A 14,354-nucleotide genomic window follows, 5' to 3' on the forward strand; every position below is an offset into this window, starting at 1 on the left:
AAAGTCCAAATTTTTTAATAAAAGGGAGAGCGTCATGCTAGAAAGTTTCAAAAAAGCTATTTTTAGGGTTTTGTGCTTGGGTTTATTGGGGGGGGGTTAATGGCAGAGCCAACCCCTGAGGAGCTTTTCAATTTGGGTGTAAAGAGTATTGAAACGAAAGATTACATTCAAGCTAAAAAATATTTTGAAAAAGCATGCGATTTGAAATATGGTGGGGGGTGTGGTGCTTTAGGGGATCTGTATGATAATGTAGAAAAAAACTTAATAAAAGCCGATCAACTTTACACTAAAGCGTGTGAGTTAAAAGAAGGTTTGGGGTGTAAGAGATTATGGTCATTATATTATTATGGTCGAGGCGTAGAAAAAAACTTAATAAAAGCCGCTCAATACGCCTCTAAAGCATGCGATTTGAATAATGGTAGTGGGTGTGGTACTTTAGGTTTTTTATATGGAAGTGGGGAGGGGGTGAAACAGGACTCAAAAAAAGCTGTCGCTCTGTATGAAAAATCTTGCGATTTGAATAATGGTTTGGGGTGTTTTAATGCAGGAATATCTTATGGATATGGTCAGGGAGTAGAGAATAACTCTGAAAAAGCCGCTCAATTTTATTCTAAAGCGTGTGATCTGAATAATAATAAGGGGTGTTTTAATTTAGGGGCGTTGTATCAAAATGGTCAGGGAGTAGAAAAAGACTTAATAAAAGTCGCTTATTTTTACACTAAAGCGTGTGATTTAAAAGATGGTTCGGGGTGTTTTAATTTAGGGGAGCTATATTTTGAAAAAGACTCAAAAAAAGCTGTCGCTCTGTTTGAAAAATCTTGCGATTTGAATATTAGTAGGGGGTGTGGTGCTTTAGGGGTTCTATATTATAATGGTCAAGGAGTGGAAAAAGACTTAATAAAAGCCGCTCAATATATCTCTAAAGCTTGCAAGTTAGGAGATCAAAAGGCATGCGAGGTGCTCAAAGAAAAATAAGGGACAAAAAGCATGCGATAGCCTCACCTAGAAACTATTCCGCAAAAGCCCTATTTTAGGGGGTTAGAACATCGCCAAAATGCCCCTTATTCTTTTAAGAAAATATTTTTACTAGGGAGTTTTAATCTTTTTTTGGTATTCTTTTAGGGGTCATTAGTCTTAAAAACTCTTTAAAAACGGATAACCATGAAAATTATGCATCAAGTCAAGGATTTTTTAGATTTTTGCAAGCAAACGATCCACAAAAATTCTAATGAAGCGTTTCAAAAAACCAAACGAGTGCTTTTTAAAGAAAAATCTCAAAAAATCAGGGAGCAAGCGGTTAAAATCGTAGAAAAACGCTTGATAAAAGAGAGCATGCAACTGAGCGATTTTAATGAAGAAGAATTAAAAATCATGTTTGAAGCTGAAGAAAAAAGGTTGTTAGAACAAATCCACGCTAAAGAATTGAAAGAAAAACAAGAAAAAACCACCAAGCATTTTAAAGAAGTTTGGGAAAAGGGCGAGAATGAGCAAGAAAAATAGCGTAATTTCTGGTTTGATGAATTTTTTTAGCGAAAAGAATGAACGCTGGCTGTTAGCCCACAGGCACACGAGGGGGTTTGTGATAGTGGCGTGGCTTTTTAGGTTTAAAAGCATTGCGTTTTCTATTTTGATCACTCTGTTAATTATTTTAGTGGATATTTGGGTTTATAGCGATGTGCGCCAGTTTTTATTGGACACTTCTAGCTCTTTTATTTGGCTTTTGATCGCTTTATTAATCAAGTGGGGCGTGATTGTCATAAGCGTGCGTAAATGCTACCAATTCAGCCAAAAAATGTTTGCACTCATTCAAAGAAAAAGGCAAATCAGAGAGAATTTAAAAAACCGCTCCAACTACAAAGACACCAAAAATGCGGAAAAACTCTCTAATATCGCTGAAGAAATCATTTCAAAAAAACAAGAAGAGTCCCGCCACAAAGAAGATTCTAATAGCGAAAACCATAAAGACAAGCTTTCTAACATTACTGAAGAAATGATTCTTAAAAAACAAGAGGAATTGAAAACTAGAAAGGATAAGGGGGATTAAAAAAAGGCGTATAGAAAACCTTAATCAAAAAAACCCTCCAGTAAAAATAATCAAAAAATAATCAATAAAAGCAATCAGGGGATAATCAATAAAAAAGGGGGTCAATCTTTTAAAAAAGGCATGAAGCGTTCAGGCATTGGGGAAGCGATTTTGTAGATCGCCCCTTTAAATTCAAACTCTAAACTAGTGGCATGGAGCATGAGTGATGGGGTGTTATTTTCGCACTTCAATTGAAGGTATTCTCTAGCGTTTTCATCGGCCACCCCATAAAGCCCTTCGCCCACGATCCTGTGATTTATACTGCTTAAATGCAAGCGGATCTGGTGCGTGCGACCGGTGAGTGGGGTTATTTTAAGCAAGCTTATATCCAAAAAAGGGTTATAGCTTAAAGGCTCAACAAGGGTAATTGAGGGCTTGCCTAAAGGAGAAATTTGAGATCGAATGCGCAAATCTTTTTGAATGTTTTGTGGCGTTAGAATGGGTTTGTCTATAATGATACTTTTATCCACCAACCCATGCACGAGCGCTAAATAAGTTTTTTTTACTTTTTTTTGCATGAAAAGCGCTTTTAAATCCTTAGCACTCTGTAAGGTCTTACCCGCTAAAACTAACCCGCTCGTTTCATAGTCTAGCCTGTGGGCTGGGTGGGCGTTTTTGCCCAAATGCGATTGGATGCAATCCAATAAGCTTTCATGGTAAAAATAGCCTTTAGGGTGGGTATAGACTTGAGCGGGTTTGTCAAACACGCCAAAATCCTTAGCCTCAAAAACAAGCTTTTCTTGTTTTTCATTAGGCTTGAAATAAATCAAGCGAACGGCCCCTTGAATGATTTGAGATTTACGCACGGCTTGTTGGTTTTGTTTTAAGCGTTGTTTGTCAAGGTGCCGTTGGGCTTCTTTTAAAGAGCATTTTAAAATGTCGCGCACCAAAAACAAGGCTTTAGTGGGTTTTAAAATTTCAAATTCTTCTTCAACAAAAGGCACTACAACAAACTTTTAACAAACATTTTAGGCTCATTAGAACACTCATCTAATTCCACGCTAAAAAGCACGCTCACCTTTTCGCCCGCTTTCACAAACCGCTCAGCGTTAAAATAAATCGCCTCTTTGACGCAATCTTTATCTTTAAAACGCAAAACCTGGTGGCTTTCTTTAATGATTTTTTCTTCTATGACTTCTAAATTTTTTGCTTGGAATAGGGGTTCAGGGTTTTCTTGCCCATAAGGTTCGCCCATCTCTATAATCTCTAAAAGCTCTCTGTCAATGTCTTTTAATTTGAGCGTTAAAGGGGGTTCTTCTTCACAAAAAGGCAAGACTTTAAAATCAAAATTTTCTAAAGTTTCAAAGAGCGAGACGATGTTGTTTTTTCCAACGCTCAAACCGCACGCTTGCCTATGCCCTCCATAGCCGAGTAATAAAGAAGAAACCCCATTCAAAGCGTCAATCAAGTCAATATTTGGAGAGCTACGAGCGCTCCCTTTATACACCCCTTCTTTAAAAGTAAAAACCAAGCTTGGCTTTTGAGTGGCTTCCACTAATTTTGAAGCCACAATCCCAAGCACGCCCTCATGCCAATTATCCTTAAAAGCGATGATGATTTTTTCTCCAACCATCGCATGCTTAAAGGCTTCTTCAAAAACCTGCTGTTGGATCATTTTACGCTTCAAATTGCATGCTTTCAAGCGTTCATACAAAGAATAGCCATCTTGAAAATTATTCGCGCTTAAAAAATCCAGGGCTATTTTTGCGTCTTGCATGCGCCCTGCGGAGTTGATTAAGGGGGCGATATTAAAAGAAATATCGCTCGCTTTCAAAGAGCGTTTTCTAAAAACTTCTCTTTGGCGCAAAAACCCCATCGCCCCTAAGGATTCTTTTTGCAAAAAATACAAGGCTTTAGAAACTAAAAAGCGGTTAAAAAAAGTCAAAGGCATCATATCAGCAATAGTCGCCACGCCCGCTAAGCACAACAACTCACTAGAATGGCTTTTTTCTTTGCCTAAAAGTTGGTGGATTCCATAGCACAAATAAAACGCCACTAACGCCCCGCACACTTCCTTTTGGATAAAATCACAATCCGGTTGCTTGGGGTTGATTATTGCATAAGCGTCTGGGACTTCATCATTATTTAAGCAATGGTGATCGGTGATGATTAGGGTGTAGTTTTTTTCTTTACAAAATCGCGCGGCTTCAAAGGCGCTAATTCCGTTATCCACGGTGATAATCAAAGGGGCGTGGTGTTTTTCTAAAAATTTTTTAGAAATCCCATAGCCATCCATGAAGCGATTAGGGATTGCAATGCGGACATGCTTATAGTTCAGGCTTTCAAAGAATTTTGCCATGATAGTAGAGCTAATCACGCCGTCAGCGTCATAATCGCCCACCACTAAAATCTCTGTGCGCTTTTCCATCGCTTCTATAATCTTGAGTGCGGCTTTTTTCAAGTCTTTAAATAAAAAGGGGCTAGGAAACCCTTTTTCATTATAAGCGATAGAAGCCAATCGCTCTTTGATTTGAGCTTTAAGCTTTTGTTTCATCTTTTAGATTAGGATTTAGAAAGAGCGCTCTTAATGAAATCCAAAATAATAGGGTTAGGGCTTTGCAACCTGGAGGTAAATTCCGGGTGGAATTGCACCCCCACAAAGAATGGGTGATCTTCTAATTCAATCGCTTCAATCAAATGATTCGCTCCAAGACCCACCACTTTCAAGCCCTTATTTTCCCACTCTTGGCGGTATTTGGGGTTGATTTCATAACGATGGCGGTGCCTTTCTTTAATGCTAGGCTTTTTATAAGCTTTTTCTAGCAAGCTGTTAGGCATGATTTCGCATTCGTATTCGCCTAATCGCATGGTGCCACCCAATGGCGAATTATAGGTGCGCACCTGTTTTTGGTGGTTTTGATCCATAAAATCTTCAATCAAATACACCACAGGGTATTCGCAGCGTTGGTTAAATTCCGTAGAGTTAGCCCCTTTTAAACCCAAAACATTGCGGCAAAACTCCACGATCGCTAATTGCATGCCCAAACAAATCCCTAAAAAGGGGAGTTTTTCTAATCTAGCCCTTTGAATGGCGCAAATTTTGCCCTCAATCCCTCTTTCTCCAAAGCCCCCCGGCACTAAAATCGCATCAACGCCCTCTAAATCCGTCTTTTCATTAAAATTCTCGCTATCTAGCCATTCAATATTGACTTGCGTATCCAAATGCACCCCCGCGTGGATTAGGGCTTCAATCAAGGATTTATAAGATTCTTTTAAGCTTAGATACTTGCCCACAAAACCAATTTTGACTTTGTGTTTAGGAGCGATAATCTTTTCTACTAAAGTGTTCCAAGCCGCCATTTTGGGGTGTAATTTATTCAAATTAAAGCGTCTGGCAATGGGGGTCAAAATGCCTTCTTGCAAGAAAAGAATGGGGCATGCGTAAATGCTTTTAGTGTCTGTGGCCACAATCACGCTGTCTTGCTCCACATCGCAACTCAAAGCGATCTTTTTTTTCAATTCTTTATCCAAAGGCTTAGGCGATCTGGCCAAAATGATTTGAGGGGTTACGCCAAGGCGCCTTAATTCCTGGACGGAATGTTGCGTGGGTTTGGTTTTTAATTCGTTAGTGGTTTGGATATAGGGGATCAAGGTTACATGCACATTAATGACTTTTTCATTCCCTAATTCCAATTTAAGCTGGCGGATCGCTTCCAAATAAAACATGCCCTCCATATCGCCCACGGTTCCGCCCACTTCCACGATTAAAAAATCCAACCCCTTAGCCGCGCTTTTAATGCGCCTTTTAATTTCATCGGTTACATGGGGGACGATTTGAATGGTTTTGCCTAAATATTCCCCTTTCCTTTCATTTTCTATCACGCTTGAAAAAATCTGCCCGGTAGTGAAATTGTTCAACCTCGTTAAATTCCTATTCAAAAAGCGTTCATAATGCCCGATGTCTAAATCCGTTTCAGCGCCATCGCTAGTTACAAACACTTCCCCATGCTCTAAAGGGCTCATGGTGCCTGGATCAATATTAATATAAGGATCAATCTTCAAAATAGAAACCTGGTAATTGCAATGCTGCAAAAGCGTAGCGATTGAAGAAGATGAAATCCCTTTCCCTAGAGAGCTTAACACACCCCCTGTAACGAATATAAATTTGGCTCTATCCATAAGTTATTGCGTTCCTTTGATTTTTACTTCTTAAAATTGTAGTCTAAAAAGGGTTAAAAAGCTTTAAAAGAGAGCAAAAATTAAAGCGATTTCAAAAAAAAAAAAAACAATTTCAGTTTCTTATTAGCTAGGTTTGATTAGAATAAAAAGCTTTTATGTGTTTAAACTTCATTGTCTTAAAACTTTTAAGAGCAATTTTAAAGTTCGTTGGCGTATAGTATCAAGTTTTAATGAACTAACTAAAAGGGTTTTAAATAATGGCTGAAAATTCTTTCAAAAATGTTTCTACACAACCCAAAATATTTTTCTTATTACAAGTTAAAACCCTATTTCTTTTAGGAGGCGTTTTTAGTGCGTTTTTTATCCTTATTGCTGGCTTAGTTTTTTTTGATTACGCTAATTCAATGGATAACGCCATTTTTAACTTGATGCGTTCAAATTCTTCTAACCCTATTTTAGATCAAACGCTCCAACGCATTGTTTTTTTAGGCTCTTCTCAATTCGTGTTGCCTTTGAGTTTGTTAGTGGGGGTGTTTTTAAGCCTTTATCGCAGAAATTTAGCGCTTGGGGTGTGGTTTGTGTTAAGCGTGGTTATATTTGAAGCCCTTTTAGAATCTTTAAAACACCTTTTTACGCATTTTGTTCAATGGCTTTCGCACAGCACTAATTTCCCTAGTGCTACTGCACTCTCTTTGACGCTCTTTTATGGGTTGCTTGTTTTATTGATACCCCATTTCATCGCTCATAAAACGCTCCAAAATATTCTTGTTTATGGCTTATTGGGTTTGATTCTTTTAATAAGCTTAGCGCTGATTGTTTTAGGGGTGTCTTTTAGCAGTGTTTTAGGAGGGTTTTGTTTAGGAGCGTTGGGGGCTTGTTTTTCCATAGGGATTTATTTGAGCGTGTTCCAAAAGATCTAAGTGAACGGCTTAAAAGAATGAAAATTTTATCAAGGTTTTAATATTGGATTTAAAGGTATTATTGCAACGGATTGTTGATTTTTTCATCAAGCTCAATAAAAAGCAAAAAATCGCCCTGATCGCAGCGGGGGTTTTGATCACCGCTTTGCTTGTGTTTTTGTTGCTCTATCCTTTTAAAGAAAAAGACTACGCGCAAGGGGGCTATGGGGTTTTATTTGAAAGATTGGACTCTAGCGATAACGCTTTAATCTTACAGCACCTCCAGCAAAACCAAATCCCTTATAAAATCTTAAAAGACGACACCATTCTCATCCCTAAAGATAAAGTGTATGAAGAAAGGATCACGCTGGCTTCTCAAGGGATCCCTAAAACGAGTAAAGTGGGCTTTGAAATCTTTGACACTAAAGACTTTGGAGCGACTGATTTTGATCAAAATATCAAACTCATTCGTGCCATTGAGGGGGAATTGTCGCGCACGATTGAAAGTTTAAACCCCATTTTGAAAGCCAATGTGCATATTGCAATCCCTAAAGACAGCGTGTTTGTGGCTAAAGAAGTGCCTCCTAGTGCTTCAGTGATGCTCAAACTCAAGCCTGACATGAAGCTTTCACCCACTCAAATTTTAGGGATTAAAAATTTAATCGCTGCAGCTGTGCCTAAACTCACGACAGAAAATGTGAAAATCGTGAATGAAAACGGCGAATCAATAGGCGAAGGCGATATATTAGAAAACTCCAAAGAATTAGCCCTAGAGCAATTGCGTTACAAACAAAATTTTGAAAACATTTTAGAAAATAAGATTGTCAATATCTTAGCCCCTATTGTGGGGGGTAAAAACAAGGTGGTCGCAAGGGTTAATGCGGAGTTTGATTTCAGCCAAAAGAAAAGCACTAAAGAGACTTTTGATCCCAATAATGTCGTAAGGAGCGAGCAGAATTTAGAAGAAAAAAAAGAAGGCGCTCCTAAAAAACAAGTCGGCGGTGTGCCTGGGGTTGTGAGCAATATCGGGCCTGTGCAAGGATTGAAAGACAATAAAGAGCCAGAAAAATACGAAAAATCTCAAAACACGACCAATTATGAAGTGGGTAAAACCATTAGCGAGATCAAGGGCGAGTTTGGCACTTTAGTGCGTTTGAATGCGGCGGTTGTGGTGGATGGCAAGTATAAAATCGCGCTTAAAGATGGGGCGAATACTTTAGAATACGAGCCTTTGAGCGATGAATCGCTTAAAAAAATCAACGCTCTAGTGAAACAAGCCATTGGCTATAATCAAAATAGAGGCGATGATGTGGCGGTGAGTAATTTTGAGTTTAACCCTATGGCACCCATGATTGATAACGCTACTTTGAGCGAAAAAATCATGCACAAAACTCAAAAAATCTTAGGCTCATTCACGCCTTTAATCAAGTATGTTTTGGTGTTTATAGTGCTATTTATTTTCTATAAAAAAGTGATTGTGCCTTTCAGCGAACGCATGCTGGAAGTGGTGCCTGATGAAGATAAGGAAGTGAAATCCATGTTTGAAGAAATGGATGAAGAAGAAGATGAATTGAACAAACTCGGCGATTTGAGGAAAAAAGTAGAAGATCAATTAGGGCTTAATGCAACCTTTAGCGAAGAAGAAGTAAGATATGAAATTGTTTTAGAAAAGATTAGAGGGACCCTTAAAGAGCGCCCTGATGAAATCGCAATGCTCTTTAAGCTCCTAATCAAAGATGAAATCTCTTCAGACAGCGCGAAAGGCTAAAAAGATAAAAGGTTAAAAATGGCGACCAAGCTTACCCCCAAACAAAAGGCCCAATTAGACGAACTCTCCATGAGTGAAAAAATCGCTATTTTACTCATTCAAGTGGGCGAAGACGCCACAGGCGAGATTTTAAGGCATTTAGACATTGACTCCATTACAGAGATTTCTAAGCAAATCGTGCAATTAAACGGCACAGACAAGCAAATCGGCGCGGCGGTTTTAGAGGAATTTTTTGCGATTTTTCAGTCTAACCAATACATCAATACCGGCGGTTTAGAATACGCCAGAGAGCTTTTAACCAGGACTTTAGGGAGCGAAGAAGCCAGAAAAGTGATGGATAAACTCACTAAAAGCTTGCAAACGCAAAAAAACTTCGCTTATTTAGGCAAAATCAAGCCCCAACAACTCGCTGATTTCATCATTAACGAACACCCTCAAACCATTGCCTTGATTTTAGCCCACATGGAAGCCCCTAATGCGGCTGAGACTTTGAGCTATTTCCCTGATGAAATGAAAGCGGAGATTTCTATTAGAATGGCGAATTTAGGCGAAATATCGCCCCAAGTGGTTAAAAGGGTTTCCACGGTGTTAGAAAACAAACTAGAATCGCTCACTAGCTATAAAATTGAAGTGGGTGGTTTAAGAGCGGTGGCTGAAATCTTTAACCGCTTAGGCCAAAAGAGCGCTAAAACCACGCTCGCTCGCATTGAAAGCGTGGATAACAAGCTCGCCGGTGCGATTAAAGAAATGATGTTCACTTTTGAAGACATATCCAAACTAGACAATTTCGCTATCAGAGAGATTTTAAAAGTAGCGGATAAAAAAGACTTGTCTTTAGCTTTAAAAACTTCTACCCAAGATTTAACCGATAAATTCTTAAACAACATGAGCAGTCGGGCAGCAGAGCAGTTTGTAGAAGAAATGCAATATCTTGGGGCAGTCAAAATCAAAGATGTGGATGTGGCCCAAAGGAAAATCATTGAAATCGTGCAGAGCTTGCAAGAAAAAGGCGTGATCCAAACCGGTGAAGAGGAAGATGTCATTGAATAGCCGTAAAAACTTGATCCAAAAAGACCATCTAAATAAGCATGACATTCAAAAATACGAATTTAAGAGCATGGCAAACTTGCCCCCTAAAACTAATCCTAATGGCGCGTCTTTAGAAACGCCTAACCCAGAAGAGCCTTTGGAAAAAAAAGCGATAGAAAACGATTTGATTGATTGCTTATTGAAAAAAACCGATGAGCTTTCAAGCCATTTAGTGAAATTGCAAATGCAATTTGAAAAAGCCCAAGAAGAGAGCAAGGCTTTGATTGAAAACGCTAAAAACGATGGCTATAAAATCGGTTTTAAAGAGGGCGAAGAAAAAATGCGTAACGAACTCACTCATAGCGTGAATGAAGAAAAAAACCAGCTTTTGCATGCGATCACGGCTTTAGATGAAAAAATGAAAAAATCAGAAGATCATTTAATGGCTTTAGAAAAGGAACTGAGCGCGATTGCGATAGATATAGCTAAAGAAGTGATCCTTAAAGAAGTGGAAGACAACAGCCAAAAAGTAGCCCTTGCTTTGGCTGAAGAGCTTTTAAAAAATGTTTTAGACGCAACGGATATTCATTTAAAAGTCAATCCCTTGGATTACCCTTATTTAAACGAGCGTTTGCAAAACGCTTCTAAAATCAAATTAGAGAGCAATGAGGCTATTTCTAAGGGAGGCGTTATGATCACTAGCTCTAACGGGAGTCTTGATGGGAATTTAATGGAGCGCTTTAAAACGCTCAAAGAAAGCGTGTTGGAAAATTTTAAGGTGTGATTTTGCAAAATAAAACTTTTGATTTAAACCCTAATGATATTGCAGGCTTGGAGTTGGTGTGCCAAACGCTGCGGAGTCGCATTTTAGAAGTGGTGAGCGCTAATGGGGGGCATTTAAGCTCTTCTTTAGGGGCTGTGGAGTTGATTGTAAGCATGCATGCCTTATTTGATTGCCAAAAAAACCCTTTCATCTTTGACACTTCACACCAGGCTTACGCTCACAAGCTCTTAACCGGGCGCTTTGAAAGCTTTAGCACTTTAAGGCAATTTCAAGGTTTGAGCGGTTTTACTAAACCCAGCGAGAGCGCATACGATTATTTCATCGCCGGGCATAGCTCCACTTCTGTGTCCATAGGCGTGGGGGTGGCTAAAGCCTTTCGTTTGAAACAAGCGCTAGGCATGCCTATCGCTTTATTAGGCGATGGCAGTATTAGCGCGGGGATTTTTTATGAAGCCTTAAACGAACTGGGCGATAGGAAATACCCCATGATCATGATTTTGAACGATAATGAAATGAGTATCAGCACGCCTATTGGAGCTTTGTCTAAAGCCCTTAGCCAGCTGATGAAAGGCCCGTTTTATCAGTCTTTCCGCTCTAAAGTTAAAAAAATCTTAAGCACCTTACCTGAAAGCGTGAATTACTTAGCGAGCCGTTTTGAAGAATCTTTTAAACTCATCACCCCGGGCGTGTTTTTTGAAGAATTGGGCATTAACTATATAGGGCCTATTAACGGGCATGATTTGAGCGCGATTATTGAAACCTTGAAATTAGCCAAAGAGCTTAAAGAACCGGTGCTAATCCATGCGCAAACCTTAAAAGGCAAAGGCTATAAAATCGCTGAAGGGCGCTATGAAAAATGGCATGGGGTGGGGCCTTTTGATTTGGATACCGGTTTGTCTAAAAAATCCAAAAGCGCGATTTTGTCGCCCACTGAAGCGTATTCTAACACCCTTTTAGAATTAGCTAAAAAAGATGAAAAAATCGTAGGCGTAACCGCGGCGATGCCTAGCGGCACAGGATTAGACAAACTCATTGACGCTTACCCTTTGCGTTTTTTTGATGTCGCTATCGCTGAACAACACGCTTTAACTTCTAGCAGTGCTATGGCTAAAGAGGGGTTTAAACCTTTTGTGAGCATCTATTCTACTTTTTTGCAGAGGGCTTATGATTCCATCGTGCATGACGCTTGCATTTCTAGTTTGCCGATTAAATTAGCCATTGACAGGGCCGGGATTGTGGGCGAAGATGGCGAGACGCACCAAGGGCTTTTAGACGTGTCGTATTTGCGCTCTATCCCTAACATGGTTATTTTTGCCCCACGAGACAATGAGACTTTAAAAAACGCCGTGCGTTTTGCTAATGGGCATGATTCAAGCCCTTGCGCGTTCCGCTACCCTAGGGGGTCGTTTGTATTAAAAGAGGGGGTTTTTGAGCCTAGCGGTTTTGTTTTGGGGCGAAGCGAATTGTTAAAAAAAGAGGGCGAAATTTTACTCATAGGATATGGTAATGGCGTGGGGCGGGCACATTTGGTCCAACTGGCTTTAAAGGAAAAAAACATAGAGTGTGCGCTGTTGGATCTCAGGTTTTTAAAGCCCTTAGATCAAAATTTAAGCGCCATTATTGCCCCTTATCAAAAGCTCTATGTTTTTAGCGATAATTACAAGCTTGGGGGGGTGGCTAGCGCGATTTTAGAGTTTTTGAGCGAACAAAATATTTTAAAGCCTGTTAAAAGCTTTGAAATCGTTGATGAATTTATCATGCATGGGAACACCGCTTTAGTGGAAAAATCCTTAGGCTTAGACACAGAGAGTTTGACTGACGCTATTTTAAAAGATTTAGGACAAGAGAGATGAAATCAAAAGTGCCAATGAAAAATATCCGCAATTTTTCCATTATCGCTCACATTGACCATGGTAAAAGCACTTTAGCGGATTGTTTGATCGCTGAATGCAACGCTATCAGTAACAGAGAAATGACCAGCCAAGTGATGGACACTATGGATATTGAAAAAGAAAGGGGCATTACGATTAAGGCTCAAAGCGTGCGCTTAAATTACACGCTTAAGGGGGAAGATTATGTTTTAAACCTCATTGACACCCCAGGGCATGTGGATTTCAGCTATGAAGTGTCGCGCTCTTTGTGTTCGTGCGAAGGGGCGTTATTGGTAGTAGATGCCACTCAAGGCGTGGAAGCGCAAACCATCGCCAACACTTATATCGCTTTAGATAACCATTTAGAAATTTTACCGGTGATCAATAAAATTGATTTGCCTAATGCGAATGTTGTAGAAGTCAAACAGGATATAGAAGACACGATAGGGATTGACTGCTCTAGTGCTAATGAAGTGAGCGCTAAAGCCAGGCTTGGCATTAAAGATTTGTTAGAAAAAATCATTACGATTATTCCTGCCCCTAGCGGTGATTTTAACGCTCCCTTAAAAGCGCTCATTTATGATTCATGGTTTGACAATTATTTAGGGGCGCTAGCGTTGGTGCGTATCATGGATGGGAGCATTAATACAGAGCAAGAAATTTTAGTGATGGGAACGGGTAAAAAACATGGCGTTTTAGGGCTATACTACCCTAACCCTTTGAAAAAAATCCCTACTAAAAGTTTAGAATGCGGTGAGATTGGCATTGTGAGTTTAGGGCTAAAAAGCGTTACGGATATTGCGGTGGGTGATACGCTCACAGACGCTAAAAACCCTACCCCTAAACCCATTGAAGGCTTTATGCCGGCTAAACCCTTTGTTTTTGCGGGGCTTTACCCTATAGAAACGGACAAGTTTGAAGATTTAAGGGAAGCGTTATTGAAACTCCAGCTTAACGATTGCGCTTTAAATTTTGAGCCTGAAAGCTCTGTGGCGCTTGGCTTTGGCTTTAGGGTGGGCTTTTTAGGGCTATTGCACATGGAAGTGATTAAGGAAAGGTTGGAGAGAGAATTTGGCCTTAACCTCATCGCTACCGCTCCCACGGTGGTGTATGAAGTGCATTTGACGGATAATAGCATCAAATATGTCCAAAACCCTAGCGAATTGCCCCCTGAAAACCATATCGTTTGCATCAAAGAGCCTTTTGTGAGGGCGACGATCATCACGCCGAGTGAATTTTTGGGTAATTTAATGCAGTTGTTGAATAATAAAAGAGGCATTCAAGAAAAAATGGAATATTTGAACCAATCTCGTGTCATGCTCACTTATTCCTTGCCGAGCAACGAAATTGTGATGGATTTTTATGACAAACTCAAATCTTGCACGAAAGGGTATGCGAGCTTTGATTATGAGCCTATAGAAAACAGAGAGGCTAACTTGGTGAAATTAGATGTGAGGGTGGCAGGCGATGTGGTGGATGCGCTTTCTATCATTATAGATAAAAATAAGGCGTATGAAAAGGGGCGTGCTTTGGTGGAAACGATGAAAGAGCTTATCCCAAGACAGCTTTTTGAAGTCGCTATCCAAGCGAGCGTGGGGAATAAAATCATCGCCAGGGAGACGATTAAATCTGTCGGTAAGAATGTAACGGCTAAGTGCTATGGGGGCGATATTACACGAAAAAGAAAGCTCTTAGAAAAGCAAAAAGAGGGTAAGAAACGCATGAAAGCTATCGGTAAGGTGGAACTTCCCCAAGAAGCGTTTTTAGCGATATTAAAGATTGATTAGGGCGTTTAGGTTCT

12 protein-coding genes are annotated in these 14,354 nt (G+C 39.8%); 9 read left to right on the top strand and 3 right to left on the bottom strand.

Annotation, left to right across the window (positions count from 1 at the left end):
* Window positions 1–99 precede the first annotated feature (99 nt).
* From DBU79_RS03895 to DBU79_RS03905, 3 genes are all read left to right on the top strand, one after another.
* Complete coding sequence (locus DBU79_RS03895) at window positions 100–975, top strand: tetratricopeptide repeat protein (RefSeq protein ID WP_134890398.1); 876 nt, start codon at window positions 100–102, stop codon at window positions 973–975.
* Between the two features lie 186 nt (window positions 976–1,161).
* The gene (locus DBU79_RS03900; protein WP_134890399.1) at window positions 1,162–1,500 is read left to right on the top strand and encodes a hypothetical protein; all 339 of its coding nucleotides are present in this window, start codon (window positions 1,162–1,164) and stop codon (window positions 1,498–1,500) included.
* Complete coding sequence (locus tag DBU79_RS03905) at window positions 1,484–2,044, top strand: hypothetical protein (protein WP_134890400.1); 561 nt, start codon at window positions 1,484–1,486, stop codon at window positions 2,042–2,044. The genes DBU79_RS03900 and DBU79_RS03905 overlap by 17 nt, the downstream gene beginning before the upstream one ends.
* 101 nt (window positions 2,045–2,145) lie before the next feature.
* Here DBU79_RS03905 and DBU79_RS03910 read toward each other — a convergent pair whose 3' ends face one another.
* Genes DBU79_RS03910 through pyrG form a run of 3 tightly spaced genes read right to left on the bottom strand, consistent with a single transcriptional unit; the run spans window position 2,146 to window position 6,202 of the window.
* Window positions 2,146–3,027: an RluA family pseudouridine synthase gene (locus DBU79_RS03910; RefSeq protein WP_154411594.1), complete on the bottom strand. Its 882-nt coding sequence runs from the start codon at window positions 3,025–3,027 to the stop codon at window positions 2,146–2,148.
* Complete coding sequence (recJ, locus tag DBU79_RS03915) at window positions 3,027–4,577, bottom strand: single-stranded-DNA-specific exonuclease RecJ (protein ID WP_154411595.1); 1,551 nt, start codon at window positions 4,575–4,577, stop codon at window positions 3,027–3,029. The genes DBU79_RS03910 and recJ overlap by 1 nt, the downstream gene beginning before the upstream one ends.
* An 8-nt stretch (window positions 4,578–4,585) precedes the next feature.
* A complete protein-coding gene (pyrG, locus tag DBU79_RS03920) occupies window positions 4,586–6,202 on the bottom strand; it encodes a glutamine hydrolyzing CTP synthase (protein WP_154411596.1) in 1,617 nt (538 codons plus the stop codon).
* A 257-nt stretch (window positions 6,203–6,459) separates the two neighbouring features.
* Here pyrG and DBU79_RS03925 point away from each other — a divergent pair, with 257 nt between their 5' ends.
* Genes DBU79_RS03925 through lepA form a run of 6 tightly spaced genes read left to right on the top strand, consistent with a single transcriptional unit; the run spans window position 6,460 to window position 14,340 of the window.
* The gene (locus tag DBU79_RS03925; RefSeq protein ID WP_154411597.1) at window positions 6,460–7,122 is read left to right on the top strand and encodes a phosphatase PAP2 family protein; all 663 of its coding nucleotides are present in this window, start codon (window positions 6,460–6,462) and stop codon (window positions 7,120–7,122) included.
* Window positions 7,123–7,165: 43 nt separating this feature from the next.
* A complete protein-coding gene (fliF, locus tag DBU79_RS03930) occupies window positions 7,166–8,869 on the top strand; it encodes a flagellar basal-body MS-ring/collar protein FliF (RefSeq protein ID WP_154411598.1) in 1,704 nt (567 codons plus the stop codon).
* 18 nt (window positions 8,870–8,887) lie between these two features.
* Entirely contained in the window at window positions 8,888–9,919 is a 1,032-nt protein-coding gene (fliG, locus tag DBU79_RS03935; protein ID WP_000201844.1) for a flagellar motor switch protein FliG, read from the top strand.
* Window positions 9,906–10,682: a flagellar assembly protein FliH gene (fliH, locus tag DBU79_RS03940; RefSeq protein ID WP_000056250.1), complete on the top strand. Its 777-nt coding sequence runs from the start codon at window positions 9,906–9,908 to the stop codon at window positions 10,680–10,682. The genes fliG and fliH overlap by 14 nt, the downstream gene beginning before the upstream one ends.
* Before the next feature lie 2 nt (window positions 10,683–10,684).
* Window positions 10,685–12,535 (top strand): 1-deoxy-D-xylulose-5-phosphate synthase, encoded by a 1,851-nt coding sequence (gene dxs / locus DBU79_RS03945; RefSeq protein WP_195834223.1) that lies wholly within the window; start codon window positions 10,685–10,687, stop codon window positions 12,533–12,535.
* A gap of 14 nt (window positions 12,536–12,549) precedes the next feature.
* Entirely contained in the window at window positions 12,550–14,340 is a 1,791-nt protein-coding gene (gene lepA, locus DBU79_RS03950) for a translation elongation factor 4 (RefSeq protein ID WP_195834230.1), read from the top strand.
* The last annotated feature ends 14 nt before the right edge of the window (window positions 14,341–14,354 follow it).

This window comes from Helicobacter pylori (assembly GCF_009689985.1).
Lineage (GTDB): Bacteria > Campylobacterota > Campylobacteria > Campylobacterales > Helicobacteraceae > Helicobacter > Helicobacter pylori_CG.